The following is a 24471-nucleotide window of genomic DNA, read 5'->3' as shown; positions in this document are numbered from 1 at the left end:
CCCAAAATCGGGCGCACCAAGATCCTCATAGAAGGGTCGCAAATGATAAGAGGCGGGCATGTCGAGCGGGGCATCCCAAAAAGTGGCAGTATTGCTGGGAGGACCTTCTGCGGAACGCGAAGTTTCTCTCTCAAGTGGGCGCGGTTGCGCAGCTGTACTTAGGGACGAAGGATTTGAGGTAGTTGAACTGGACGCGGGTCCGGACCTAGCTGCACGTCTTCTTGAGATCGCCCCAGAAGTTGTTTTCAACGCGTTGCATGGGCGTTGGGGCGAGGATGGATGCGTCCAAGGTTTGCTCGAATGGCTCAAAATCCCCTATACACATTCCGGCGTTTTGGCTTCGGCTCTCGCGATGGATAAGGAACGCTCCAAGGAAATGTTTCGCGCGGCGGGTTTGCCCGTTTGCGAGAGCGGTCTTTTTGCAAAATCCGAAGTTTCCGCGCGCCACGTGATGGCACCTCCCTACGTGGTGAAGCCAAATAACGAAGGCTCCTCCGTTGGCGTTTATCTGGTGGCCGAGGGTGCGAATACCCCGCCAACCCTTTCTGATGATATGCCCGAAATCGTCATGGTCGAGGCCTTCGCGCCGGGCCGTGAATTAACCACAACGGTCGTTGGCGACCGTGCCCTTGGAGTGACGGATATCCTGACCGATGGCTGGTACGATTACGATGCGAAATATGTGCCCGGCGGCTCTCGTCATGTGGTGCCTGCCGATCTTCCGCCCGAGATCACCGCAGCGTGCCTGGACTATGCCCGCCGGGCCCATGTGGCCTTGGGATGTCGCGGCGTGACGCGTACAGATTTCCGCTGGGATGAAGTGCGTGGCCTTGACGGGTTGATCCTGTTGGAAACCAATACCCAGCCCGGAATGACTCCAACGTCACTGACACCTGAACAGGCAGATGTGTTTGGCATCGGGTTTGGCGGGTTGTGTCGTTGGCTGGTGGAGGATGCATCATGTCAGAGGTAGGCTTTAATTCTGGCGCGCGTCAGGTCGCAGGTCTCTCTTCGCGTCGCACCCAATCCCCTAAACGTGACCCCGCCCCAAGCCGTGTCGCCTATCGCGCCCAGCGGCTTTGGCTCACACCGACGTTTCGTAAAATTGTGCGTGTTGGCTTGCCCGTTTTGGTTGTAAGTATGATTACTGGGGGCCTATTGGCGAGTGCCGATCGTCGGCAGGCGATTGTGGATTGGTCGCTGCAATTGCGCGAGGATATTGAGCATCGCCCCGCATTTATGGTGCATATGATGGCCGTGGACGGGGCTTCGATTGAGCTTGCCGAAGATATTCGCGAAGTTTTCCCTCTGGATTTTCCGATGAGTTCGTTTGATCTGGATTTGCAGCAAATGCATGCGGCTATTTCCGAACTTGATGCGGTGGCCTCGGTGAATGTGCAGGTGCGCGTTGGCGGCGTATTGCAGGTGAGCGTCGATGAGCGCGTGCCGGTAATTGTTTGGCGCGGCACGGACGCGGTTGAATTGTTAGATGCCGAAGGGCATCGGGTTGTACAGGTGCCCGCGCGGGCATCGCGCCCTGATTTGCCGTTGGTGACGGGATTTGGTGCCGATAAAGCCATTCCAGAAGCCCTTGAACTGTTGGCCTCTGCGGCTCCGATTTACGATCACGTGCGCGGTCTTGTGCGGGTGGGCGAGCGTCGGTGGGACCTTGTATTGGACAATGGCCAACGGGTTCTTTTGCCCGAAACAAATCCCCGCCAAGCGCTGCACCGCGTGATTGCGCTGAATACAGTCAGGGATTTGTTGGCGCGCAACGTGGCCGTCATTGATATGCGGCTTGAAAAGCGCCCAACCCTTCGCCTTAAAGAGCCTGTTCCAGATGTCTCGCCCGAAGATGCCCCCATTATTAATAGCGGAGCCCAGTATCCATGACCGATCTTTACCAAAGCCAACGAGCGATGCGCAACATGAGAGAAGCCGCCATGCAGCGCGGTGTTGTGGCAATTTTGGATGTGGGAACGTCGAAAATCGCCTGTTTGATATTGCGCTTTGACGGACCGGAAAAACCCCACGATTTTGATGGTGTTGGCTCGATGGCAGGGCAGAGCAGTTTTCGGGTTATTGGAGCGGCGACCACGCGGTCGCGTGGGGTGAGTTTCGGGGAAATTGACGCAATGGCCGAAACAGAGCGTGCCATTCGCACCGCTGTTCAAGCCGCACAAAAAATGGCCAATCTGCGGGTCGATCACGTGATCGCGTGTTTTTCGGGCGCACGGCCACGGTCCTATGGGTTGGCGGGTAGCATCGATGTTCAGGAACGGACCGTCAGCGAACAGGATGTCGCACGTGTTTTGGCGGCCTGTGAAGTGCCGGAGTTCGGGGCAGGGCGCGAAGTTTTACATGCCCAACCGGTGAATTTTGCGCTGGACCACCGCACGGGTCTTGGCGATCCACGCGGGCAAATAGGCAATCGTTTGGCAGCGGATATGCATGTTTTGACCGTTGACGCGAATGCCATTCAAAATCTGATTTATTGTATCAAACGGTGCGATCTCGAACTCGCGGGTATGGCCTCGAGTTCATATGCTTCGGCGATTTCGGCCTTGGTTGAGGACGAGCAAGAGCTTGGCGCGGCCTGTATCGATTTGGGTGGCGGTTCTACGGGGCTGTCGATTTTCATGAAAAAACACATGATCTATTCTGACTCGGTTCGACTGGGGGGCGATCACATCACCAACGATATTTCCAAAGGCCTTCAAGTGCCGATGGCAACTGCGGAACGGATCAAAACCCTGTTTGGTGGCGTTGTCGCCACGGGAATGGACGACCGCGAAAAAATTGAAGTTGGTGGGGACTGCGGCGATTGGGAAAAAGACCGTCGTACCGTTAGTCGCGCTGAATTGATCGGGATTATGCGACCACGGGTCGAGGAAATTCTCGAGGAGACGCGGGCGCGTCTTGAGGCCGCCGGATTTGATCACCTGCCAAGCCAGCAAATTGTTCTGACCGGCGGTGGAAGCCAAATTCCCGGCCTTGATGGTTTGGCCACGCGCATCCTAGGACAGCGCGTGCGGATGGGGCGTCCGCTACGGGTTCAGGGCTTGCCTCAATCGGCTACGGGGGCGGCTTTTGCCTCCTCGGTTGGGCTGTGTTTGTTTGCTGCAAACCCGCAAGATGAGTGGTGGGACTTCGATATTCCCACAGAACGGTATCCAGCACGGTCGGTAAAACGCGCCGTGAAATGGTTCAAAGATAATTGGTAAACGCAAAATATGGTAGTTTCGGCAAGATATCGCCAAACTTTTCGGCCTGACGGACTATATTTTGTGTCATTAACGCGTTTTTTTCGTGACGTTTGACAAATTTCTCGATAAAATCGGTGCAAATCAGGCAAATTTGTCGCCCCGGGACGGGTGGCACTGTATCACAGGCGGACCAGTCGATGACTTTAAATCTTAGTATTCACGAGCAAGACGATCTCAAACCACGGATCACCGTTTTCGGTGTTGGTGGAGCCGGCGGTAACGCCGTAAACAACATGATCGACAAACAACTCGATGGTGTTGAGTTTGTGGTCGCGAATACCGACGCCCAAGCGTTGCAGCAGAGCAAATCCACAGCACGCATTCAAATGGGCATCAAGGTCACTGAAGGTCTGGGCGCGGGGGCACGGCCTTCCGTAGGTTCCGCCGCTGCTGAAGAAAGCATCGAACAGATCGTTGACCACCTCGCGGGCGCGCACATGTGCTTCATTACCGCAGGTATGGGGGGCGGTACCGGAACCGGCGCGGCGCCAATCATCGCGCAGGCCGCGCGCGAGTTGGGTGTTTTGACCGTAGGCGTTGTGACCAAACCGTTCCAATTCGAGGGCGCGAAACGGATGCGTCAAGCCGAAGAGGGCGTTGAAGCGCTGCAAAAAGTTGTCGATACCCTGATCATCATTCCGAACCAAAACCTATTCCGTTTGGCGAATGAAAAAACAACATTTACCGAAGCCTTTAGTCTTGCGGACGACGTTCTGTATCAAGGTGTCAAAGGTGTAACCGACCTTATGGTTCGCCCCGGCATCATCAACCTCGACTTTGCAGATGTGCGTTCCGTGATGGACGAAATGGGCAAAGCGATGATGGGAACGGGCGAAGCCACAGGCGAAGATCGCGCCGTTCAAGCCGCCGAAAAAGCCATCGCGAACCCCTTGCTTGACGAAATTAGCCTGCGCGGCGCACGCGGCGTTCTTATCAATATTACAGGTGGCTACGACCTCACATTGTTCGAACTCGACGAAGCGGCCAACCGCATTCGCGAGGAAGTCGATCCAGAGGCGAACATCATCGTTGGCTCGACTTTGGACACTGAAATGGAAGGCGTCATGCGCGTTTCCGTAGTGGCCACTGGAATTGACGCCCGTGTCGGCGCCGGAGAAGTTCCCGTAGCGCGTCGTTCCCTCGCAGAACCGTTGAAGCATTCCTCACTTGCCGATGAAGTTGCTCAAGAATTGAGCCAAGCCGCAGAAGCACAAGGCAAAGAGCCTTCCTTGTTTGCGGAGCCGGAAGCTGAAAAAGAAACGCCTTCTTTCTTTGCGCCAACTCCACGGGCCAAGGAAGAAGTTCCTGCTCCGGCATACCAACCGCAACAACAAGCGGCTCCTTCGCCTCAGTTTGCTGAAGAGCCAGTACGGTTTGAGAACGAAGCCGAAGGTTTTGTCGCTCCTAAACCCAGGACACCGGGAACGCCTTCTCCTGAAGCGTTGGATCGTCTTCGCGCCGCGGCTTCGAAGGTTCCGCATGCTCCGGCTGGCTATGGTCAAACTGCAGCAAAACCTGCTCCTCAGCCACAAGCTGAACCTGAAAAACCACGCTTTGGGATCAACTCTTTGATCAACCGAATGACAGGCCACGCAGCCGAGGAGGGCGCGCGTACAGCCACTGCACGCCAGCAACCACAGGTGCAGGCCCCCGTTGCTGAAACCGAACATGAGCCGGATCCTGAGCAAGAGCGTATCGACATTCCAGCGTTTTTGCGCCGCCAAGCTAACTAAATATTTCAACAGTTGTAACAATTGGGCTGCCCCTCGGGGCGGCCCTTTTTTGTTTAATTACAATGTGTTGCGTATTTTTGCGCAAACAACCGCCTAGGTGAAAAGCGCATGTTTCATTCAGTTACAAAGATTGAATTGTACATAACACAGTGGGAGCTTATCTCTCCTGTGTCGGAGCAAAGAACGTTCCGAGGCCGTTATGGAGCATCCATTGCAAACTACTTTGAACAAGCCAATTACATTTCGCGGAATAGGTCTCCACTCTGGGGCCCCTGTTCGCATGGTTGTAAAACCGGCGGCAGTGGATAGCGGAATTTGGTTTGTCAGGAGCGACCTTGAAGGGGATAACCGTATCCCCGCGTTATATGATGCGACGACGCCTGCGCAGCTTTGCACCCGTGTCGCAAATGCCTCTGGCGCTTCCGTTTCAACGATCGAACATATCATGGCCGCGCTCGCAGGGTGTGGCGTACAAAACGCTGTGATCGACGTAGACGGCCCAGAAATCCCCGTTCTCGACGGAAGTTCCGCCGAATTTGTGACCGCTATTTTAATGGTCGGGCGCAAGGATCTTAAAGCACCAATCCGAGCGTTGAAGATTTTGAAAACTGTGGAAGTACGTGACGGCGACGCAATCGCCCGTATCGAGCCCGCAGAAACTTTGCATATCGATTTCCACATTCGTTTCAATGACGCTGCCATTGGCAAACAAGATAAGAAACTTAGCATGGCAAATGGCGCTTTTGTGCGCGAACTTTGCGATAGCCGGACTTTTTGTCGACAATCTGATGTCGATGCGATGCGTGCCGCAGGGCTTGCTTTGGGCGGTTCTGTGAAGAATGCCGTTGTGATTGATGGTGATGACGTCTTGACGCCTGGTGGCCTACGTCACCGCGACGAGGCTGTGCGCCACAAAATGCTCGACGCGTTAGGCGATCTTGCCCTCGCTGGCGGACCCATTTTGGGGCGCTACACAGGGATTCGCGCGGGGCATGCCCTCACCAACAAACTCCTCAGAGCAATTTTTGCAGACGCCAATGCTTGGGAATGGGTGAAATGCGACGCCCGCGTCTCTGCGCGTTTGCCCGGCGCTGGCCTGCACGCCACCGATATCCCGATTGCGGCCGAATAAATCCCTTCCTAATGTAACGTAAAGACGTTTTGCCTAGGATTTTTCTGTGCTAGAACGGCGTGAGGTTTGGGGTTTTCCCCTTCGAACAGATTTTAAAGGTGGCGCTGAATGAGACGCGCAGCGGCTTGGCCAACTCGAATTACTTTGCTTTGCGGTCTCACGTTGTTGATGGCCTGCGGCGGCAATTCCAGCAAAGATATCCCCCTCGAGACGTTTACTCCCGAGGAGATTTATACTCGTGCGGAATTTGATCTTGAGGCGGGTGACCCCGAAGAAGCCGCGCGGCTGTTTGGCGAAGTTGAACGCCTTTACCCCTATTCCGAATGGGCAAAACGCGCATTGATCATGCAAGCGTTCTCCTATCATCGCGATCAGGACTATGAAAATAGCCGTATCGCGGCACAACGTTTCATTGATTTCTACCCCGCTGAGGAGGATGTTGCTTACGCGCAATTCCTTTTGGCGCTGTCCTACTACGACCAAATTGATGACGTTGGCCGCGATCAGGGCCTCACGTATCAAGCGTTGCAGCAATTGCGACTGGTAATCGAACGTCATCCAGACAGCGAATATGCGCGGTCAGCGATTCTGATGTTTGATCTCGCGTTTGATCATCTTGCGGCCAAAGAAATGGAAATTGGGCGCTACTACCTCAAAAAAGGACACTACGCTGCGGCGATCAATCGATTCCGTGTTGTGATCGAGGACTTCCAAACCACAAGTCACACTCCAGAGGCCTTGATGCGCCTCGTTGAGAGCTACTTGGCCTTGGGGTTTGTCGAAGAAGCTCAAACGGCTGCCGCCATTCTTGGATATAACTTCCGATCCACGGTTTGGTACCAAGACAGCTATGAATTGCTAAAAGGGCAAGGCCTTGAACCTGGGTTGTTTGGCGCGAATTGGATGGGTAAATTCTATCGCCAAGCTATTCGTGGCGAATGGCTGTAATTCTGCGAGATTTGCTGTGCTGCGCGGCTTAGAAATTCGAGACATGTTAATCATTGACCGGTTGGAACTTGAGTTCCAGCCGGGGTTAAATGTATTGACGGGAGAAACGGGTGCGGGAAAATCTATCCTATTGGATTCACTCGGTTTTGTTCTTGGTTGGCGCGGGCGTGCGGAGCTTGTTCGCGCCGGGGCCGAGCAAGGGGAAGTGACCGCGAGCTTTGAATTGCAGGACGATCATGCCGCATGGGGTGTCCTGCGCGACGCTGGGTTTCCAACCGCTGACGGAGAACTCATCCTACGGCGGATAAATACCAATGAAGGGCGTAAAACGGCGTGGATCAATGATCGGCGCTGTTCGGGAGAAGTGCTACGAGCCTTGTCGGAAACCCTCGTCGAATTGCACGGCCAGCACGATGATCGTGGCTTGCTCAACCCGCGCGGTCATCGTCAGATTTTGGACACCTACGCCACCTTGGATGGCGAACTTTCCGACGTGCGTTTGAAGTGGCGTGGGTTAAACGACGCCACAAAAGAATTGGAGAAGGCTGAGGCACATTTGGCCGAAATTCGCAAAGAAGAAGACTTCCTACGTCATGCTGTAGAGGAGCTGGATTTGCTCGCTCCCATGGCCGGAGAAGAACCAGAACTCGATACTTTGCGCCGTCAATTACAGGCCGCAGAACGGGTTTTGGACGACATCAATAAGGCGAATATGGCCTTGGGCGGCCACGGAGCGGAGGCGCAAATTTCCAATGCTATGAACTGGTTGGAGGATTCCGCCCTACAAATTGACGGCCAACTTGACGAAGCAATTGCCGCGTTGGGGCGCGCAATGGCTGAACTTTCGGATGCCATTCAGGCTGTCGATAGCACGGTTGAGCATCTGCGGTTTAACCCCATTGATTTGGAGGAAACCGAAGAGCGTCTTTTCGCCATTCGCGGGTTGGCGCGCAAGTACGAAGTATTGCCTGATGAGTTGGGCGCCCATGCGGATTCCCTGCGCCTTCGGCTTGAGACGTTAGACCAAAGTGTGGGCAATATGGCAGGTTTGAAGCGGGCCGTGGTCACCGCTCAATCTGCATATGATCTCGCGGCCCAAGACCTGTCAGAAAAGCGCGTTGACGCCGCCCGTAAACTGGATGCGGCTATGGCCAAGGAACTTGCGCCGCTCAAAATGGAGCGGGCTGTTTTTGCCACCGAAATTTCCGCCACAGAGCCGGGTCCAGAAGGGCAAGATGAAGCGATTTTTACCGTTGCCACCAATCCCGGTGCGCCGTCGGGGCCACTCAATAAAATTGCATCTGGCGGGGAGCTTTCTCGGTTTCTTCTGGCGTTGAAGGTTTGTCTCACTTCCGAAACGCGCGGAACCACAATGATTTTTGACGAAATCGACCGCGGGGTCGGTGGGGCGACGGCAGATGCCGTTGGGCGCCGTTTGGCTGAGTTGGCGACGCTGGGGCAAATCCTTGTTGTGACTCACTCGCCGCAAGTCGCGGCCCTTGGCGCGCATCACTGGCGGGTTCAGAAATCGGTCGAGGATGGCATGACTCTTTCCACGGTTGTTGCTTTGGGGACAGATGAACGTGTGGATGAAGTGGCACGGATGCTGTCAGGCGATAGGATCACAGATCAGGCCCGCGCGGCCGCAAAAACTCTGCTTGCCGGATAGCATATTTCACACATTTTTTGCTTAATTTTTGGCTTTGAACGCGTGTTCTTTGACCTATTCTAGCATTAGGGCACGATTTTTCCCGGATTGAGGATGCCCGTTGGATCAAGTGCATTTTTGATTTGGCCCATCAAATCCCACGCCTCCTGACCGTGTTCCTGCGCCATGAGGTGCCGCTTCCCAAGGCCGATTCCGTGCTCGCCCGTGATGGTGCCACCCAAGGATATAGCGCGTTCGGCCATGGCCTGAGCGAGGCGTTTTGCCTCGGCCACTTCGCCTTCATTCTCGCGGTCGATTAGCAGGATGGCGTGGAAGTTGCCGTCGCCCACGTGCCCCAAGATTGGACCAATGAGCGGTGAGGCATCAATATCCGCGCGGGTTTCGCGTACGGCTTTTGCAAGTTGAGAAATCGGAACGCAAACATCGGTGACGAGGGCGAAAGCGCCCGGTCGCAATGCCAAACACGCATAGTAGGCATTGTGGCGAATGCGCCAAAGAGCAGTGCGGTCTTCGGGTTTGTCGGACCAGTCAAAACCAGTGCCCCCCATTTCCTCAACGATCTCTCCAAACCTTTTGGCATCCTCGGCGACGGCGCGCTCGGAGCCGTGAAACTCCACCAGTAAATGTGGAGTCTCGGGCAATTTTGTGCCTGCGTAGGCGTTGAATGCCCCTGCGGTGGCCGCATCGACGAATTCTATACGAGCCATTGGAATGCCATACTGGATGGTCGTAATCACCGTTTCAATAGCGGCATCCATATTCTCAAATGCGCATGAAGCGGCGGAAATGGCCTCGGGTTGGCTTTGCAAGCGCAGGGTCAGCGAGGTGATGATTCCAAGTGTCCCCTCACTGCCCAAAAACAGCGCCGTGAGGTCGTAGCCCGAGGATGATTTACGCACTGGGCCACCCGTTTTGACAATCCGTCCGTCAGCCAGAACCACGGTTAAGCCAAGGACATTGTCGCGCATGGTTCCATAACGCACGCTGGTCGTGCCGCTGGCGCGGGTGGCGGCCATGCCTCCAAGCGACGCATTTGCCCCTGGATCGACGGGAAAAAACAAACCCGTTGTGCGAAGCTCTTGGTTAAGAGACTCGCGCGTTATTCCCGGTCCAACGGTCACGGCAAAATCTTCGATCCGAAGGTCGCCTATTTGGCTCATCCGGATCATATCAAGGCAAATACCGCCCTGTGTCGCCAGCGCGTGCCCCTCAAGAGAAGTGCCTGCGCCCCACGCCACGACTGGGCAATCCTCAGCATGACAAATTTTTAGGATCTCTGAAACCTCTAGGGTGGTATCAGGATAGGCTACAGCATCAGGCGGGGTGAGTGGGAAATATGTTTCGCTCTGCCCGTGGTTGTTCAGATCGGACTTGGAACGAGAGAGGCGATCGCCTAACAGTAAAGATAGCTTGGTTAAAGCGGAATGAATGGTCATCGCGGCCCCTCTATTTACACCACGCATGAGCCTAGGCGATGTTATACGCTGGGGAAACCCTATCGAGGGAAAACGCGCAGAAAGAGCAAAGAAAACCGTCTATGTCGTCAATGATTAAATCCTATACTTCACAGATTCTGCAGAGCCTTATTGATGCGGCGCGCCATGTGCGTCATCAGGGTCCTTCGCAAATTCAGTTTTGGTTTATTGCTTTGGTGATAGGCGTGGTTGCTGGGACGACGGCGCTCTATTTTCGAAAATCAATTACAAAACTCCAGAATTACTTTTATGCTAGCGATGATCTTGGCAGCCAATATGCGTTTGTCACCGATTTACCGTGGTACTGGATTCTCCTTATTCCGACCATCGGCGGCCTCCTTGTTGGGCTAATTCTAAATCACTTTACCGCGGACGGGCGCGTACGTTCTGTGGCGGATGTCATCGAGGGAGCGGCTCTGCACAATGGGCGTGTTGAGATCAAAGAGGGCCTTGCGAGCGGGCTCGCTTCTTTGATCACGCTATCTTCCGGTGGATCGTCCGGACGCGAAGGGCCTGTGGTTCACCTCGCCGGAGTGGTTTCGACATGGGTGTCCAATCGGATTAGCGCTGACGGAATTACAGCACGCGATTTGCTGGGATGTGCCGTCGCTGGGGCCGTTTCCGCGAGCTTTAACGCGCCCATCGCGGGTGCCCTCTTTGCCCTCGAAGTGATTTTAAGGCATTTTGCAGTCCACGCCTTCGCCCCGATCGTTATTGCATCGGTCGCTGGAACGGTGGTGAGCAGGCTTGAGTTTGGAAATGTCACAGAATTCACCTTGCTGCGCCAGGGAGAATTGGCATTCTACGTTGAATTACCCGCGTTCCTAATCCTTGGTTTGATTTGTGGCATCGTCTCTGTTGTGCTAATGAAATCAATCTTCTGGGCCGATGATATTGGTACCGTTGTTCAGGAGAACCTCCGGATACCGCGTTGGTTTCGCCCCGCAATTGCAGGGGCAATGCTGGGTGTTATCGCAATTTGGTTTCCGCATATTATCGGCGTTGGATATCAAACGACCTCGGCGGCGCTGACAGGAAACCTCGTTTTTCAAACGGCGATTATGTTCGCCGTTATCAAAACTATTGCCGTATCAATCACTATGGCAGGGCGCATGGGCGGTGGTGTTTTTTCGCCTGCATTGATGGTTGGCGCGTTGACTGGACTTGCCTTTGGGATCTTAGCGACAAGCATTTTTCCAAACGTGAGCGGTTCGGAAACTATTTACGCTTTGGCAGGCATGGGGGCGGTTGCGGCCGCAGTTCTCGGCGCGCCAATTTCCACAACGTTGATTGTGTTTGAACTGACGGGTGACTGGCAAACGGGACTTGCCGTGATGGTTGCCGTTTCCATGTCGACGGCTCTGTCGAGTCGCTTCGTAGACAAGAGCTTTTTCCTTACCTTGCTGGAACGTCGTGAGGTTCATATTGCGTCGGGTTCAGGTGAATATTTACTGTCAAAAATCGGCGTTTCTTCAATTATTCGCACGAATGACCACCCGCGTGCAGCTGATATTGACGTCTGCGCCGCCATGGTGGAGGAGGGGAAGTCGGTGCGTTTCGACGCAACATTGGAAGACATTTTACCGATGTTCAAAATGAAAAACTATGAATTTTTACCTGTTCGAAACGCGGAAGGCACGGCGATAGGAGCCGTTTTCCATATCGATGCTATCACGGCCTACAATGAAATTTTGCTCAGCACCGCCATTGAGGAGCATTCCTAAAGCTGTTCAACCGCCACATTTTCCCCCGAAAAGGCCAGATATCCAGCGATGTCTCTTACACCCAAGTTGGGCGTTTCATAACACCAAACAGCATCTTGGATCACCGTGCTTTTCGTGTGGATTGAGTAATAGGTCGCCACGCCTTTATGTGGGCAAATCGTGGTGCGTTCACTCGCTTCAAGCATCGCCATTGCCACGTCTTGTTTCGGGAAATAGATGACAGGTGGATAGTCGCCCTCGGTCAAGAAAAGAGCGTTATGGCTCTCGCCCAAAACGGCTCCCCCGGCACGGACCACACAAAGTGATTTGGCGGGTTTAACAGAAATATTTGGCGCCTTGCCCGTGTTGGGAAGGGGCGCGCAAGCAGTTTGAAGCCACGTAAGTGTAGTCGGCGAAACCTTGTCTTGGAGGCGTTGAAGAACGTCATAATGATAATAGTCCACCCACGCGCGTTCAGATTTTGTCAGCATATCGACCAAAATTAAACGGCGATCAAAGGGGGTAAAAGTTTGGGTGCGGAATTTCAAAAACTCACGCTCAGGATCTCCAGAAGGGCGCGTGGGCGCAGCCTCAACAACGACCAAGTTTTCCAACCGAATGCCAAAAGAACCTTCGCGATAGTATCCCGGTTCATTTGAAAGGATCATGCCCTCTTCAAGCGGCACTTTTCCTGTTTTTGACAAGCGTTGTGGGCCTTCGTGAACCGAAAGATAACTGCCTACGCCATGTCCGGTTCCGTGGTTGAAATCCTGCCCTGCGGCCCAAAGAGCAACCCGTGCAAGCGGGTCGAGGTCGCTGCCGGAGGTTCCGCGTGGAAATTGCACTTGGCTGATGGCGATAAGGCCTTGCAAGACGCGGGTATAGCAAGTTTTTTCGTTTTTTCCGACGTCGCCAATCGCGATGGTGCGGGTGATATCGGTGGTCCCGTCTTGGTACTGGCCGCCACTGTCCACCAAAAGGAGTTCGCCCAGATTTGCCGCGCGATTTGTCTCATTTGAGACTCGATAATGCATGATCGCCCCATGTGGGCCGGCGCCGGTAATTGTCTCGAAGCTGATCTCACGCAACTCATTGCTGGATGTACGAAAGCCCTCAAGCTTTTTGGTTACATCGATTTCCGTCAACTCACCGTTGGGTGCTTCGGCGTCGAGCCACGCGAGGAATTCCGCCATCGCGATGCCATCCCGCACCTGTGCCGCATCCGCGCCAGAAATTTCGACGGGGTTCTTACAAGCTTTGGCAAGCGCACAAGGATCATCGTCATGTACAATCTTTGCGGTTTTTAACAGTTTTTCAATAGCATAGGGCGCTGTTGCAGGGTCGATTTGGGTGGCTCCCGTGAGGGTCCCTAGGACAGTTCCGAGGCTGGCTTCGGGATGAATTCGGACACCCGTTCCCAGATGGACCTCCAGTTCAACAAACTTCTCAGGGGCGGCAAAGACGTCTACGCTGGCGTCGGCGTGTAATATACACATGCCTTGGACAACGGGATTGCGCGCAATGTCGGAACCACGAATATTGAGCAGCCAGCACAAACTGTCCGGTTGCGTGATGACGAGGTGTTCAATCCCGTTCTCGGTCATGATCTCGACCAGACGCAAACGTTTACTTTCGCTTTTTTCGCCAGAAAATTTAAGGGGGTGGGCGATGGCGGCGGTGCTTGGCGGGGCGGGGCGGTCGCTCCAAATATCGTTGACTAAATTGTTTTCCAGAGGCCACATTTGCACGTTCGAACCATCGAGAGTGCGTTTCAAATCGGCAATTTGTTTTACCGTGTGTAGCCAAGTATCAAACCCAATCCGGCTACCCGTTGGTGCATGTTCTGCAAGCCACGCGCCGAGGGAAGTTTCGGGCCACGAAACGGGGGTAAAATGGGCCAAGTCGACTTGGGATTTAACTTGCGTGCGATAGCGCCCGTCAATGAATACGCCCGCGCGATCCTTGAGGGCAGCGCAAAAGCCAGCGGAGCCTGTAAACCCAGTCAGCCAAGAAAGGCGCGCATCGCAATCGGCAACGTATTCGCCCTGAAACCGGTCAGCGCGTGGCACAAGGTAGCCGCTTACCCCCTCAGTGGCCATACGCTCCCGTAAGGCGGCCAAACGCGCGGGGCCATGTTCGGGGTGCGAGGTGTTCTCGAAGGATTGAAACATGGGGCGTCCTTTTTGTTGGTTTGGTCGACGTTCGCCTATTTGCGGACTTTGCTAATTCCCATTATCCGAGCGCGTGCACGAGGATCGTTGTCAAAGAGCGCGGCGAGTTGTTCCGTCATCGCGCCTGCAAGTTGCTCAACATCCGTGATCGTCACCGCGCGGTCATAATAACGCGTCACGTCATGGCCGATTCCGATGGCCAAAAGCTCGACCATTTTACGCTTTTCAACCATCGCGATCACGTCCCGAAGGTGTTTTTCAAGGTAATTTGGCGGATTTACCGAAAGGGTGCTGTCGTCCACGGGGGCTCCGTCGCTGATAACCATCAGGATTTTGCGGGCTTCGGGGCGGGAAATCATACGGCGGTGCGCCCATTCGAGTGCCTCGCCATCGATGTTTTCCTTCAGTAATCCTTCTTTCATCATCAACCCCAAATTGGGGCGGGTACGGCGCCACGGGGCGTCGGCAGATTTATAAATGATGTGGCGCAAGTCATTGAGGCGACCGGGTTGTTGTGGGCGTCCTTGGGCGAGCCAGCTTTCACGGGCTTGGCCGCCTTTCCACGCGCGTGTAGTAAAGCCGAGGATTTCCACTTTGACTGAGCAGCGCTCCAAAGTCCGCGCAAGAACGTCTGCACAGATCGCCGCAATCGAGATTGGCCGCCCGCGCATGGAGCCAGAGTTGTCGATCAAAAGCGTCACACAGGTATCACGGAATTCGGTGTCTTGCTCGACCTTGAAGGAGAGCGGCGTGGTGGGGTTTGCGATCACGCGCGCAAGGCGGCCCGCGTCCAGCATACCCTCTTCTTGGTCGAAATCCCAACTGCGGTTTTGCTGCGCTTGAAGGCGGCGCTGCAACTTATTGGCAAGGCGCGAAACTGCCCCTTTGAGCGGGTCGAGTTGCTGGTCGAGATAGGCCCGCAGGCGCTCAAGTTCGGCAGGTTCTGCGAGGTCCTCGGCGCGGATTTCTTCGTCATTTTCGGTGGAAAACACGAGATATTCGGGGTCGGCGTCCGAATGCCCAGCGGGGGGAGGCGGGTCCATCGGGGCGTCGCCCTCTGGCATTTCGGCCTCGTCGCCCTCTTCTTGGTCGGCCATATCATCAGAGGAAACCTGCGCTTGGCTCTGGTCTTGGCTGTCGTCCTGGCTTTGTTCGGGGGAAGCGTCGGATTCGTCGTCTTCCTGATCATCACCTGTGGAATCGGGGTCTTCGGCGTCCTCGGCTTCGGGTTCCGCCTCGTCGCTGGAGTCGTCATCTTGAGCATCTGGGTCTTCGCCGAGCTGGTCGCCATATCCGAGGTCTTGGATAATTTTGCGCGCGAATTTTGCAAACCCTGCCTGATCAGCGAGTTGTGCCTCAAGGTCGTCAAGGGTGCCGCCAGCTTGGTCCTCAATAAAGGGACGCCAAAGTTCCATCACGTTTTGCGCCCCAGCAGGGAGAGGGCGTTTGGTCGCCAAATGGCGGATCAAAAAGCCAGCCGCATCGGCAAGGGGCGCGTCGGCTTGAGCCGTGATATTGTCGAACCCGCGACGCACGGATTCCGCGTCAATTTTCGCGTCAATGTTGCTCAGAGCGCCAGGCATTTCGCGGCCACCGACGGCCTCGCAGCGAGCATTTTCCATCGCAACATAGAGATCCCGCGCCATTTGCCCTTCGGGCAAGTAACGGTTGTGGGTCTCTGGATTGTGAAACCTATGCCGCAGTGCCAGAGCATCGGCGGTGCCCCGCGCAAGCATCACTTCTTCGCGGGTCATGCGGCGGCTTACTTGTGGCAAGCGCACGGAATCGGCGGTTTTACCGGCCGGATCGACAGTGAAGGTGACCGAAAGCTCAGGATCATTCGCCAAAACACGAGTCGCGTCTGCGAGGGCCTTTTTGAACGGGTCAGCGGGATTGTCGGACTTAGAATTCATAGGTTTTGTCCTAACAACGACCTCATTTTTATCCCAAGCTCATGCTTGCAGCACTTTCTGGCAGTTCTTCATCAAAGCAACGTTGATAGAATTCAGCAACCGTTTGGCGCTCAAGTTCGTCGCATTTGTTGAGGAAGGACAGACGGAAGGCATATCCGACGTTGCGGAAAATCTGTGCATTTTGCGCCCATGCGAGGACCGTACGAGGCGACATAACCGTTGAAAGTTCACCGTTCATAAAGGCTGTACGGGTAAGGTCGGCAACAGTCACCATTTGGCCAATAGTTTGGCGCCCAGTTTTGTTATTATAAGATGGGTTTTTGCCGATCACGATGGCGGTTTCCGCATCGTGGCTCAAATAGTTGAGCGTCGCGACAAGGCTCCAACGGTCCATTTGACCTTGGTTTATTTGTTGTGTGCCGTGATAAAGGCCCGTTGTATCGCCAAGGCCGACGGTGTTCGCGGTGGCGAAAATCCGGAAATATGGGTGCGGGGTGATCACTTTGTTTTGGTCAAGTAGGGTAAGTTTGCCGTCTGTTTCCAAAACGCGTTGGATCACGAACATAACGTCAGCACGGCCCGCATCGTATTCGTCGAAAACGATGGCCGTGTTGGTGCGCAAGGCCCAAGGCAAAATGCCTTCTTGGAATTCTGTGATTTGCTTGCCGTCTTTGAGCTTGATTGCGTCTTTACCAATCAGGTCAATCCGCGAAATATGGCTGTCGAGATTGACGCGAACGGTGGGCCAGTTCAGGCGTGCGGCGACTTGTTCGATGTGGGTCGATTTTCCCGTTCCATGGTAGCCTTGGATCATGACGCGGCGATTGTAAACAAAGCCAGCAAGGATCGCGAGGGTCGTATCGGGGTCGAATTTATAGGTGTTGTCGATATCGGGAACGCGATCTGAGCGCTCGGCGAACCCCTTTACGACCATATCGCTGTCGATGCCAAAAACGTCGCGTACTGAAATTTCTTCGGTTGGTTTGACAATGTCATTCATCGTGCCAAGTGCCTTCTATCTGTCGGTTTTCGTTCGTGCAGCCATGAGAAAACATCGCAACGCTCTTTGATGTTGTTGGTGCCTTATCGCGGCCCGATACGCAAGGGGGGCGGGGTAATTTCCTCTCTCCTGAGGGCTGTTCCAGTGGGCAAACGCAAAAACGGCACGTGCATTACTGCAGTGCCGTTGTGTTCTGTAATAATCTTAGGTTTGCAGAGCCTTTACCGCGCAAAGGTCTATCCGTCTTTAAACGCGCGGCTTTCCTTGATCTGGTCCCAAGCCCAAACAACTTCTTGCAGCCGTTCCTCGTCGGAACGATCCCCGCCATTCATATCGGGGTGCAGGATTTTGATCAGCTTTTTATACGTCTTGCGGATTTCCGCTTTGGTCCAGTGATCCTTGGCTTCCAGAATTTCCACCGCTTTGCGCTCCGTGGGGGGGAGGCGCCGTGTACCGGTGATCGATTTTCCGGGATTACGGGTCGCATTCTCGCCCAAAACTTGATGCGGATCATCCACGCCAAGGCGTTCCCACGCGCGCTGTTCTGGGGTTTTCTTGCCCAATGGCTTGGTATCGCGATTCCAGACGCGGTCACTTTCTAGCTGTTCGTCGATTTCTTCTTCGGTCGCCCCGTTGAAGAAATTCCATTTCAAATTGAACTCGCGCACGTGGTCTTTGCAAAACCATAGGTATTCGTCCAAGTGATCAGGGGAGCGGGGCGCGCGATATTTACCGCCTTCCTCACAACCAGCATGCTCACATTTGCGAGTCGAGGTTTCAAACGCGCCAGACATGCCGCGCCGTCCTTTTGTGCGTTTCTTTTTGTCCGTAGACACGCTCATGTCAAACCCGAAGGGATCGTCTTTTTTCATGGTGGCGTCCTGTATGTGCATGTCGTAAATTTGACGTTAGGCTCAAAACTTCTTCGTCTCTGAGTCGGAGCAAACCAGCATAGAGAATTGAGCAGTAAGGTGAAGAGGAAACATACCAAAAATGTCTATTGAGAACGAAATAACCGCAAAACTAGCAGCGGAATTTGCGCCAGTGGAGCTTGAAGTGATAAACGAGAGCCATCTACATGCCGGTCACTCGGGCGATGATGGCTCTGGCGAGAGCCATTTCAGGGTGGTTATTCAGTCTGCGGCTTTCACGCCAATGTCGCGCGTGGCGCGTCATCGCGCGGTGCATACCGCCCTTGGCAAAGATTTGGTCGCACGCATTCACGCTTTGTCACTGGATATAACCCCCGTGGCATAAGCCTTAATCGTCGTTGGCTTTCGCGACGACGATTGGCTCAAGTTCGGGTGCCTTGGGAGAGATATCTCCCTTTGCCCCAAACAGCTTCAAGGGGGGAGGCGCTGACAGTTTTTCGTTTGCAATGATCGGTGCGCGCACCCGCGCTGTTTTTTCTACATCCAGCAACCGTGCACTTATCGTGTCGTCTTGGAGCAGGCGGCGAAACACGAGCAAATTCTGATAGGTCGTGGTTTTGGACCCGAAGGTCGAGCGCTCCTCACAAGGGAGCGTTTCGGCCCGCAAATATTCCCAACCTTCGCGGCCCAACTCATTCATCAAAGAGGCGAAAGCGTTTGCAAACCGCTCATCCGTCGTGCGTGCGCCCTTGGCTTTGAGGCCCTTAATTGGCGCGGGTACGACTTTGTATTGGTACGTTGGCATACTGCCCCCTGAAATTTATCCACGGATGTTCCCTAAAGAAAACTCAGGGAAACTCAAGTTAAACCAAACGGAACGCTCTTAAAGTTGCGCGTTCCGTCCTCAATCTTCACTGGTCTGCGCGCTATTCCGCCAACAGGCGTGCAACGATTTCGTTGACCGCTTGCGGGTTGGCTTTGCCACCCGTCGCTTTCATCACTTGGCCCACGAACCAACCGGCCAATTTCGGATTGGCGCGCGCTTTTGCGACTTGGTCTGGGTTGTCGGCAATGACTTTGGCCACAGCGGCCTCAATGGCACCAGTATCGGTGACTTGCTTCATGCCGCGCGCTTCGACGATCTCGGCGGGGTCGCCGCCTTCGGTATAGACGATCTCGAAGAGGTCTTTGGCGATCTTGCCCGAGATATCGCCGTTGGCAATTAAGGCGATAACGCCGCTCAATTGGGCGGGTGTAACAGGGCAGGCACCGATGTCTTTGTCGTCTTTTTTGAGGCGACCAAAGAGTTCGTTGATGACCCAGTTCGCGGCCAGTTTCCCATCGCGCCCTTCGGCGACCTGTTCGAAATATGTCGCGTTCTCGGCTTCAGCCGTCAGAACAGTCGCGTCATAATCGGATAGCCCAAAGTCCTTGATGAACCGCGCTTTTTTCGCATCTGGAAGCTCGGGAAGCGTTTTCGCAATGTCATCAACCCAGTCTTGCTCAATCTCAAGCGGGAGCAAATCAGGGCAGGGGAAATACCGATAATCATGCGCTTCTTCTTTGGAACGCATGGAGCGGGTTTCGTTTTTGTCCGCGTCATACAGACGGGTTTCTTGATCGATAGAGCCGCCCGCTTCGAGAATCGCGATTTGGCGTTTGGCTTCATAATCAATCGCCATTTGGATGAACCGCATCGAGTTCATGTTCTTGATTTCGCAGCGCGTTCCCAGATGGCCGAAATCTTCCGTGGCGCGGTATTTTTCGTACTGGCCGGGCAAACATACCGAAACGTTCACGTCTGCGCGCATGCTGCCGTTTTGCATATTGCCGTCACATGTGCCGAGATAGCGCAGAATCTGGCGCATCTTGGTCACATAGGCGGCGGCCTCTTCAGGGCCACGAATATCGGGGCGGCTGACGATTTCCATCAAGGCCACGCCCGTGCGGTTCAGGTCGACAAAACTCATCGTCGGATCCATATCGTGGATGGATTTGCCGGCGTCTTGTTCAAGGTGAATGCGCTCAACCCGCACTTCGCGTGCAATTCCTTCTGACATTTCCACCAGCACTTCGCCTTCGCCCACGATGGGGTGGTACAGCTGGCTGATTTGATATCCTTGCGGCAAATCGGGGTAGAAATAGTTCTTGCGGTCAAAGGCGGAATAGAGGTTGATCGCTGCCTTCAAGCCAAGACCCGTACGCACCGCTTGCTCGACACAAAATTCGTTAATCACAGGCAACATTCCGGGCATGGCCGCGTCAACCATGGCGACATTGCTGTTGGGTGCATTGCCGAATTTGGTGCTGGCGCCCGAAAAGAGTTTCGCGTTGCTTGCGACCTGTGCGTGGATTTCCATCCCGATCACAAGTTCCCAGTCGTGCTTTGCGCCAGCGATGGTTTTTACTTTTGGCGCTTCGTAGGTCAGGTCCAGCATGGTCTATTCCCTTGGGTCTTTGGATCAAGTTGTGCACGCATCTGTAAATCAGACCATGAGCCGAGGCAAGGGGGCGGGAAAGGAACACGGTGGCAAAAAACCGCGCGAATTGGCCCAAAATTTATACCGAGTTTGCCAAGCGGGATAAAAATGACCTAGATGGCGCAAGATTCCTCAGAAAGAAAACCTAATGGTTGTATTTAGTAAGTTTGCGGTTGCCGTCGTGGCGGTCCTAGCAGTTAGCGCCTGTGGCAATGGAAACAACGCAAATGCGGACATTGATCCGTCTTCTGATGATGTGATGCGGTGGGATCATCGCCCCGAATCTGATATTTGGACCAAGGCCACGCTGAAGGCGATTTCGGACAACGGATCGGTTCTCACAGAGCTAACACCCCGAGATATTGAAAAATGGTGTCCTGCTTACATTGAAAACGATCAAGAGCAACGTGCGTTGTTTTGGTCAGGTTTGGCCTCAGCTTTGGCAAAGCACGAAAGCACGTGGAATCCAAAAGCTGTGGGTGGCGGTGGCCGATGGATCGGTTTGGTGCAAATCGCCCCCGCAACGGCGCGAAACTATGGCTGTAATGCGACCAGTGTTGCCGACCTCAAAGTTGGCAAAAGTAACCTCTCCTGTGCGATGAAAATTTGGTCTACGACAGTATCACGCGATGGAGTTGTTGCAGATAATTTCCGCGGAGTTGCCGCCGATTGGGGCCCATTTCACAATCGCAAAAAACGCGAGGACATGCGCGCATGGACCAACGCCCAGAGCTATTGCACGACTTAAATTAGCGTCCGCCTCCTACATCTAGAATGGCGCCCGTCATATAGGACGCCTTCTCCGAGAGCAAAAACAGGATCGCTTCGGCGATTTCGGTGGCCTCGCCTGCGCGTCCCATTGGGATCAAATGAGCCAGTGCATCTTCGCGGCCAGGTTCGCCGCCTTTCGCGTGGATTTGCGTGCGCGTTATTCCCGGACGAACGGCATTGACGCGAATGTCATCGCGTGCGTTCTCTTGTGCCAATCCCGTGGTGAAAATATCGACCGCAGCTTTTGATGCCGCATAGTCCACATATTGCCCCGCACTTCCGGTGCGCGCAGCGACGGACGAGATATTCACAATGCAGCCGCCAACCCCACCGTATCTTTTTGCCATGCGCTTCACGGCTTGTTGGGCGCATTGTATCACGCCAACAGTGTTGACCATGAACATTTGCTCTAAACGGGCGCGCGACATGTCCTCCACACGCTGTGTCGTGTCGACAATTCCCGCGTTGTTTACAAGCCCATAGAGGGGGCCGAGGGCTGTGTCGCATTGAGTGAAAATCCGAAGAATATCTGCCTCAACCGCCATATCGCCTTGAAGAAGAACGGTTTTCGCACCCAAGGCGTGCGCCCGTTTGGCCACCTCCCGTGCGCCTTTTTCGTCGCTGCGGTATCCGATGCCGACATTATAGCCCTGCGCCGCAGCAAGTACGGCGGTGGCCGCACCAATGCCCGCACTTGCCCCCGTGATCAAAACTGATTTGCGTTCGGTCATGCATCGCTTCCCAAGATACGGGTCACCATTTCATGGGTGTCGCGCGATAGATTTGGCGTGGCTTGGATGCGTTTGAGTTGCTCTATCATCTGCCCTTGGCGCCCCGCATCATACCGACGCCAGCTGTCGAAAGCGGTGCTCATACGAGCCGTTGTTTGGGGGTTCGCCGCGTCTAGTTTGATCAACCAGTCGGCCACCAGCTTATACCCAGCTCCGTCGGCAGCGTGGAAGCCAGCGGTATTGGCTGTAAGACCGCCGAGGGCCGCGCGAAATCTGTTTGGATTTTTCCAATCGAAGGCCGCGTGTTTGGTGAGAGTCTTTGTGATCGCCGCTGCTTTCTGAGGTGCTGCGAGGCCGCTTTGAAGGCCGAACCATTTGTCCATAACAAGGCGATCCTGCGCCCATTGGGTCTCAAATGCTGCAAGTTCTGTTTGGCCGCGATCAATGCGCAAAAGGCACGCGAGCGCCTGTAATTGCTGAGTCATATTATCTGCGGCCGTATATTGCGCACGGGCTTGGTCGCCACCGTCAAGGCGCGAGATTAGGCCAAGAACTGCGCCTTGTAACGCGCGCTTTCCAGCGGGGGCGGCCTCTGAGCTAAACGGCCCATCGACATGATTGGCCGCGTAAATGCGTGGCAAGAGGTCTTGAAGATGTTGTGCAATCGACTGAGACAGCGTTTCAAGGGCGGTATAGATTGCCATCGGATCAGGTGTAACTCCGACATCGAACAAGGTTTGCGCGATGTCATCTTGGCTTGGCAACGCGAGCGCCAAAGCTTGAAATGCAGGATCAAGGTTTTCGTCCCGCAAGACCGCCGCGAGTGCATCAAGAAAGTCAGAATTCACGGGCGCATCCGCAGTCAGCATCGCCACAAGGGTTTCTTTGGCCAACGCGCGACCCGCTTCCCATTTGTTGAACGGATCGGTGTCATGGGCCAAAAGAAACGCGCGTTCTTTTGTGCTGCTTTGGCGCTCAAGGATCACAGGCGCTGAAAAAGTGCGTAAAATTGAGGGGATGGGCTTTGTACTGAGACCAGTGAAGCGAAAGCTCTGCTCCGCCTCTGTCATCTCAAGAATGCAGGTCTCGCGCACCTCATCACCATTGGGGTTCAAAAGCCCGACTGCAATGGGAATGACGCGTGGATCTTTGACGGGTTGCCCCGGCGTTGGCGGCGTCGCTTGCTTGAAGTGCAAGATATAGGTGCCATCCGAAAATTCATCCGTCACCGAAAGGCGCGGTGTCCCCGCTTGGGAATACCATTTCGAGAACTGTGTTAGGTCGCGGCCTGTTGTATCCTCAAAAATCTTGAGCCAATCTTCAATGGTTGCCGCGTCACCGTCATGGCGCTCGAAATAAAGGTCCAGCGCCCGTTTATAATTCTCATCTCCGACAAGGCGCTTCAACATGCCGATAACTTCGGCGCCTTTGTCATACACGGTTGCCGTATAAAAATTGTTAATCTCAACAAAACTTTCTGGGCGCACGGGGTGGGCGAGGGGGCCGTTGTCTTCGCGGAATTGACGAGCACGCAGGGTAATAACGTCGTCAATCCGCTTCACGGCGTGGCTGCGCATGTCGCCAGTGAACTGTTGATCGCGGAAAACCGTGAGGCCTTCTTTGAGGCACAATTGGAACCAGTCGCGACAGGTAATTCGGTTGCCCGTCCAGTTGTGAAAATACTCATGGGCGATGATACCTTCGATGCGCTCGAAGTTTGCGTCGGTTGATGTCTCGGGCGAGGCGAGAACGCAGGAAGAGTTGAAAATGTTCAAGCCCTTGTTCTCCATTGCGCCCATATTGAAGTCGTCCACGGCAACAATGTTGAATATGTCCAAGTCGTATTCACGGCCATAAACGTCCTCGTCCCACCTCATGGAGCGTTTTAGCGCGCCCATACCAAAAGCGCATTTATCTTCATCGCCCGGACGGACGTAGATATTCAGCGCGACATCTTTGCCCGATTTTGTTGTGAAACTATCGGTGTGCGCGATGAGGTCGCCCGCCACCAACGCGAATAAATACGCGGGTTTCGGCCAAGGGTCGTGCCACTCGGCAAAGCCTTCGTCTGACGTACCCGAATTGCCGTTCGAGAGTAAAACAGGTAGCGCGCTTTCGACCCGCACTTTAAAGGTCGCCATCACATCAGGGCGGTCGGGATAATAGGTGATTTTGCGAAACCCTTCGGCCTCGCACTGCGTACAATACATGCCGTTCGACATATAAAGCCCTTCAAGGGCCGTGTTGGTTTCGGGCGAAATTTCGACTTCTGCTTCGAATATGAAAGGGCCAGTTGGAACCTCGGCCGTGAGGCCAGTCTCGGTCAGGGTAGGGGAAATTTTGACGCCGTCAATATGCGCCGAAATGAGCTTTAAGTGCTCGCCGTGGAGGAAAAATGCTTGCTCTGGTGCTTTTGGATTGGGACGAAAGTGAATTTTGCTTTTAACACGTGTTTTTGTCGGAGACAGCTGAAACGTCAGTTCTACCCCGTCAATAAAATGCGAAAACTCTTTGTAATCGGACAGGTAAATCGTTTGTTCGGTGGTGCTTGTCATGTCGTCAATCCTTTTGGTTGCCCAAAGTTGAACAGTTTCGCTTGAGGGCTGC

18 protein-coding genes and 2 pseudogenes are annotated in these 24471 nt (G+C 54.3%); 10 read left to right on the top strand and 10 right to left on the bottom strand.

Annotated elements, in window-relative coordinates; translation table 11 throughout:
* Positions 1-58 precede the first annotated feature (58 nt).
* The 7 genes from AB9F26_RS12490 to recN all read left to right on the top strand — a co-directional run bounded on the left by AB9F26_RS12490 (position 59) and on the right by recN (position 8748).
* Positions 59-973 carry a D-alanine--D-alanine ligase gene (locus AB9F26_RS12490; RefSeq protein WP_369768187.1) on the top strand — a complete coding sequence of 305 codons (915 nt, stop codon included), beginning with the start codon at positions 59-61 and terminating at the stop codon, positions 971-973.
* On the top strand, positions 961-1893 hold the full coding sequence (locus AB9F26_RS12485; protein ID WP_335585872.1) for a cell division protein FtsQ/DivIB: 933 nt from the start codon (positions 961-963) through the stop codon (positions 1891-1893). Before AB9F26_RS12490 ends, AB9F26_RS12485 begins: the two co-directional genes overlap by 13 nt.
* Positions 1890-3224: a cell division protein FtsA gene (gene ftsA / locus AB9F26_RS12480; protein WP_335585873.1), complete on the top strand. Its 1335-nt coding sequence runs from the start codon at positions 1890-1892 to the stop codon at positions 3222-3224. The genes AB9F26_RS12485 and ftsA overlap by 4 nt, the downstream gene beginning before the upstream one ends.
* A gap of 179 nt (positions 3225-3403) precedes the next feature.
* Positions 3404-4999 (top strand): cell division protein FtsZ, encoded by a 1596-nt coding sequence (gene ftsZ, locus AB9F26_RS12475; RefSeq protein ID WP_335585874.1) that lies wholly within the window; start codon positions 3404-3406, stop codon positions 4997-4999.
* Between the two features lie 211 nt (positions 5000-5210).
* Positions 5211-6131: a UDP-3-O-acyl-N-acetylglucosamine deacetylase gene (gene lpxC, locus AB9F26_RS12470; RefSeq protein WP_335585875.1), complete on the top strand. Its 921-nt coding sequence runs from the start codon at positions 5211-5213 to the stop codon at positions 6129-6131.
* Between the two features lie 108 nt (positions 6132-6239).
* Positions 6240-7079, top strand: coding sequence for an outer membrane protein assembly factor BamD (locus AB9F26_RS12465; RefSeq protein ID WP_335585876.1), 840 nt, complete (start codon positions 6240-6242; stop codon positions 7077-7079).
* A 16-nt stretch (positions 7080-7095) separates the two neighbouring features.
* Entirely contained in the window at positions 7096-8748 is a 1653-nt protein-coding gene (recN, locus tag AB9F26_RS12460) for a DNA repair protein RecN (RefSeq protein ID WP_335585877.1), read from the top strand.
* A 65-nt stretch (positions 8749-8813) separates the two neighbouring features.
* Here recN and AB9F26_RS12455 read toward each other — a convergent pair whose 3' ends face one another.
* Positions 8814-10184, bottom strand: a complete 1371-nt coding sequence (locus AB9F26_RS12455; RefSeq protein WP_335585878.1) for an FAD-linked oxidase C-terminal domain-containing protein — start codon at positions 10182-10184, stop codon at positions 8814-8816.
* A gap of 101 nt (positions 10185-10285) precedes the next feature.
* Here AB9F26_RS12455 and AB9F26_RS12450 point away from each other — a divergent pair, with 101 nt between their 5' ends.
* Entirely contained in the window at positions 10286-11947 is a 1662-nt protein-coding gene (locus AB9F26_RS12450) for a chloride channel protein (RefSeq protein WP_335585879.1), read from the top strand.
* On the opposite strand, the pseudogene AB9F26_RS12445 reads toward AB9F26_RS12450, so the two are convergent.
* The 5 genes and pseudogenes from AB9F26_RS12445 to AB9F26_RS12425 all read right to left on the bottom strand — a co-directional run.
* Positions 11944-12228, bottom strand: a pseudogene (locus tag AB9F26_RS12445) (DUF427 domain-containing protein); the annotation flags it as partial. The gene AB9F26_RS12450 and the pseudogene AB9F26_RS12445 sit on opposite strands and share 4 nt — an antisense overlap.
* A gap of 69 nt (positions 12229-12297) precedes the next feature.
* Positions 12298-14097, bottom strand: a pseudogene (locus AB9F26_RS12440) (aminopeptidase P family protein); the annotation flags it as partial.
* Positions 14098-14132: 35 nt separating this feature from the next.
* On the bottom strand, positions 14133-16010 hold the full coding sequence (gene cobT / locus AB9F26_RS12435; RefSeq protein ID WP_369768186.1) for a cobaltochelatase subunit CobT: 1878 nt from the start codon (positions 16008-16010) through the stop codon (positions 14133-14135).
* 28 nt (positions 16011-16038) lie between these two features.
* Positions 16039-17010, bottom strand: coding sequence for a cobaltochelatase subunit CobS (cobS, locus tag AB9F26_RS12430; RefSeq protein WP_335585881.1), 972 nt, complete (start codon positions 17008-17010; stop codon positions 16039-16041).
* Positions 17011-17246: 236 nt separating this feature from the next.
* Entirely contained in the window at positions 17247-17882 is a 636-nt protein-coding gene (locus AB9F26_RS12425; RefSeq protein WP_039001333.1) for a DnaJ domain-containing protein, read from the bottom strand.
* 121 nt (positions 17883-18003) lie between these two features.
* On the opposite strand from AB9F26_RS12425, the gene AB9F26_RS12420 reads away from it, so the two are divergent.
* Positions 18004-18267: a BolA family protein gene (locus tag AB9F26_RS12420; protein ID WP_335585882.1), complete on the top strand. Its 264-nt coding sequence runs from the start codon at positions 18004-18006 to the stop codon at positions 18265-18267.
* Positions 18268-18270: 3 nt separating this feature from the next.
* On the opposite strand, the gene AB9F26_RS12415 is transcribed toward AB9F26_RS12420, so the two are convergent.
* Positions 18271-18687, bottom strand: coding sequence for a DUF4177 domain-containing protein (locus AB9F26_RS12415; RefSeq protein WP_369754626.1), 417 nt, complete (start codon positions 18685-18687; stop codon positions 18271-18273).
* Between the two features lie 121 nt (positions 18688-18808).
* Positions 18809-20320, bottom strand: a complete 1512-nt coding sequence (gene gatB / locus AB9F26_RS12410; protein WP_335585884.1) for an Asp-tRNA(Asn)/Glu-tRNA(Gln) amidotransferase subunit GatB — start codon at positions 20318-20320, stop codon at positions 18809-18811.
* 190 nt (positions 20321-20510) lie between these two features.
* Here gatB and AB9F26_RS12405 point away from each other — a divergent pair, with 190 nt between their 5' ends.
* On the top strand, positions 20511-21110 hold the full coding sequence (locus tag AB9F26_RS12405) for a transglycosylase SLT domain-containing protein (RefSeq protein ID WP_369768185.1): 600 nt from the start codon (positions 20511-20513) through the stop codon (positions 21108-21110).
* Between the two features lies 1 nt (position 21111).
* On the opposite strand, the gene AB9F26_RS12400 is transcribed toward AB9F26_RS12405, so the two are convergent.
* On the bottom strand, positions 21112-21864 hold the full coding sequence (locus AB9F26_RS12400) for an SDR family oxidoreductase (protein ID WP_335585886.1): 753 nt from the start codon (positions 21862-21864) through the stop codon (positions 21112-21114).
* Positions 21861-24419: an aminopeptidase N gene (gene pepN / locus AB9F26_RS12395; protein WP_335585887.1), complete on the bottom strand. Its 2559-nt coding sequence runs from the start codon at positions 24417-24419 to the stop codon at positions 21861-21863. The genes AB9F26_RS12400 and pepN overlap by 4 nt, the downstream gene beginning before the upstream one ends.
* Positions 24420-24471 lie beyond the last annotated feature (52 nt).

The organism is Falsihalocynthiibacter sp. BN13B15 (genome assembly GCF_041205415.1).
In the GTDB taxonomy this organism is placed as follows: Bacteria; Pseudomonadota; Alphaproteobacteria; order Rhodobacterales; family Rhodobacteraceae; genus Falsihalocynthiibacter; species Falsihalocynthiibacter arcticus.
The sequence above is the reverse complement of the archived record's forward strand: the minus strand, read 5'-3'. Positions and strand labels throughout refer to the sequence as shown.

Bases quoted from the DNA above. Each gene is read 5' to 3' on its own strand.
- AB9F26_RS12490 (WP_369768187.1), top strand. From the start codon at position 59: ATGTCGAGCGGGGCATCCCAAAAAGTGGCAGTATTGCTGGGAGGACCT.
- AB9F26_RS12485 (WP_335585872.1), top strand. From the start codon at position 961: ATGTCAGAGGTAGGCTTTAATTCTGGCGCGCGTCAGGTCGCAGGTCTC.
- ftsA (WP_335585873.1), top strand. From the start codon at position 1,890: ATGACCGATCTTTACCAAAGCCAACGAGCGATGCGCAACATGAGAGAA.
- ftsZ (WP_335585874.1), top strand. From the start codon at position 3,404: ATGACTTTAAATCTTAGTATTCACGAGCAAGACGATCTCAAACCACGG.
- AB9F26_RS12465 (WP_335585876.1), top strand. From the start codon at position 6,240: ATGAGACGCGCAGCGGCTTGGCCAACTCGAATTACTTTGCTTTGCGGT.
- AB9F26_RS12455 (WP_335585878.1), bottom strand. From the start codon at position 10,184: ATGACCATTCATTCCGCTTTAACCAAGCTATCTTTACTGTTAGGCGAT.
- AB9F26_RS12450 (WP_335585879.1), top strand. From the start codon at position 10,286: ATGTCGTCAATGATTAAATCCTATACTTCACAGATTCTGCAGAGCCTT.
- cobT (WP_369768186.1), bottom strand. From the start codon at position 16,010: ATGAATTCTAAGTCCGACAATCCCGCTGACCCGTTCAAAAAGGCCCTC.
- cobS (WP_335585881.1), bottom strand. From the start codon at position 17,010: ATGAATGACATTGTCAAACCAACCGAAGAAATTTCAGTACGCGACGTT.
- AB9F26_RS12425 (WP_039001333.1), bottom strand. From the start codon at position 17,882: ATGAAAAAAGACGATCCCTTCGGGTTTGACATGAGCGTGTCTACGGAC.
- AB9F26_RS12420 (WP_335585882.1), top strand. From the start codon at position 18,004: ATGTCTATTGAGAACGAAATAACCGCAAAACTAGCAGCGGAATTTGCG.
- AB9F26_RS12415 (WP_369754626.1), bottom strand. From the start codon at position 18,687: ATGCCAACGTACCAATACAAAGTCGTACCCGCGCCAATTAAGGGCCTC.
- gatB (WP_335585884.1), bottom strand. From the start codon at position 20,320: ATGCTGGACCTGACCTACGAAGCGCCAAAAGTAAAAACCATCGCTGGC.
- AB9F26_RS12405 (WP_369768185.1), top strand. From the start codon at position 20,511: ATGGTTGTATTTAGTAAGTTTGCGGTTGCCGTCGTGGCGGTCCTAGCA.
- AB9F26_RS12400 (WP_335585886.1), bottom strand. From the start codon at position 21,864: ATGACCGAACGCAAATCAGTTTTGATCACGGGGGCAAGTGCGGGCATT.
- pepN (WP_335585887.1), bottom strand. From the start codon at position 24,419: ATGACAAGCACCACCGAACAAACGATTTACCTGTCCGATTACAAAGAG.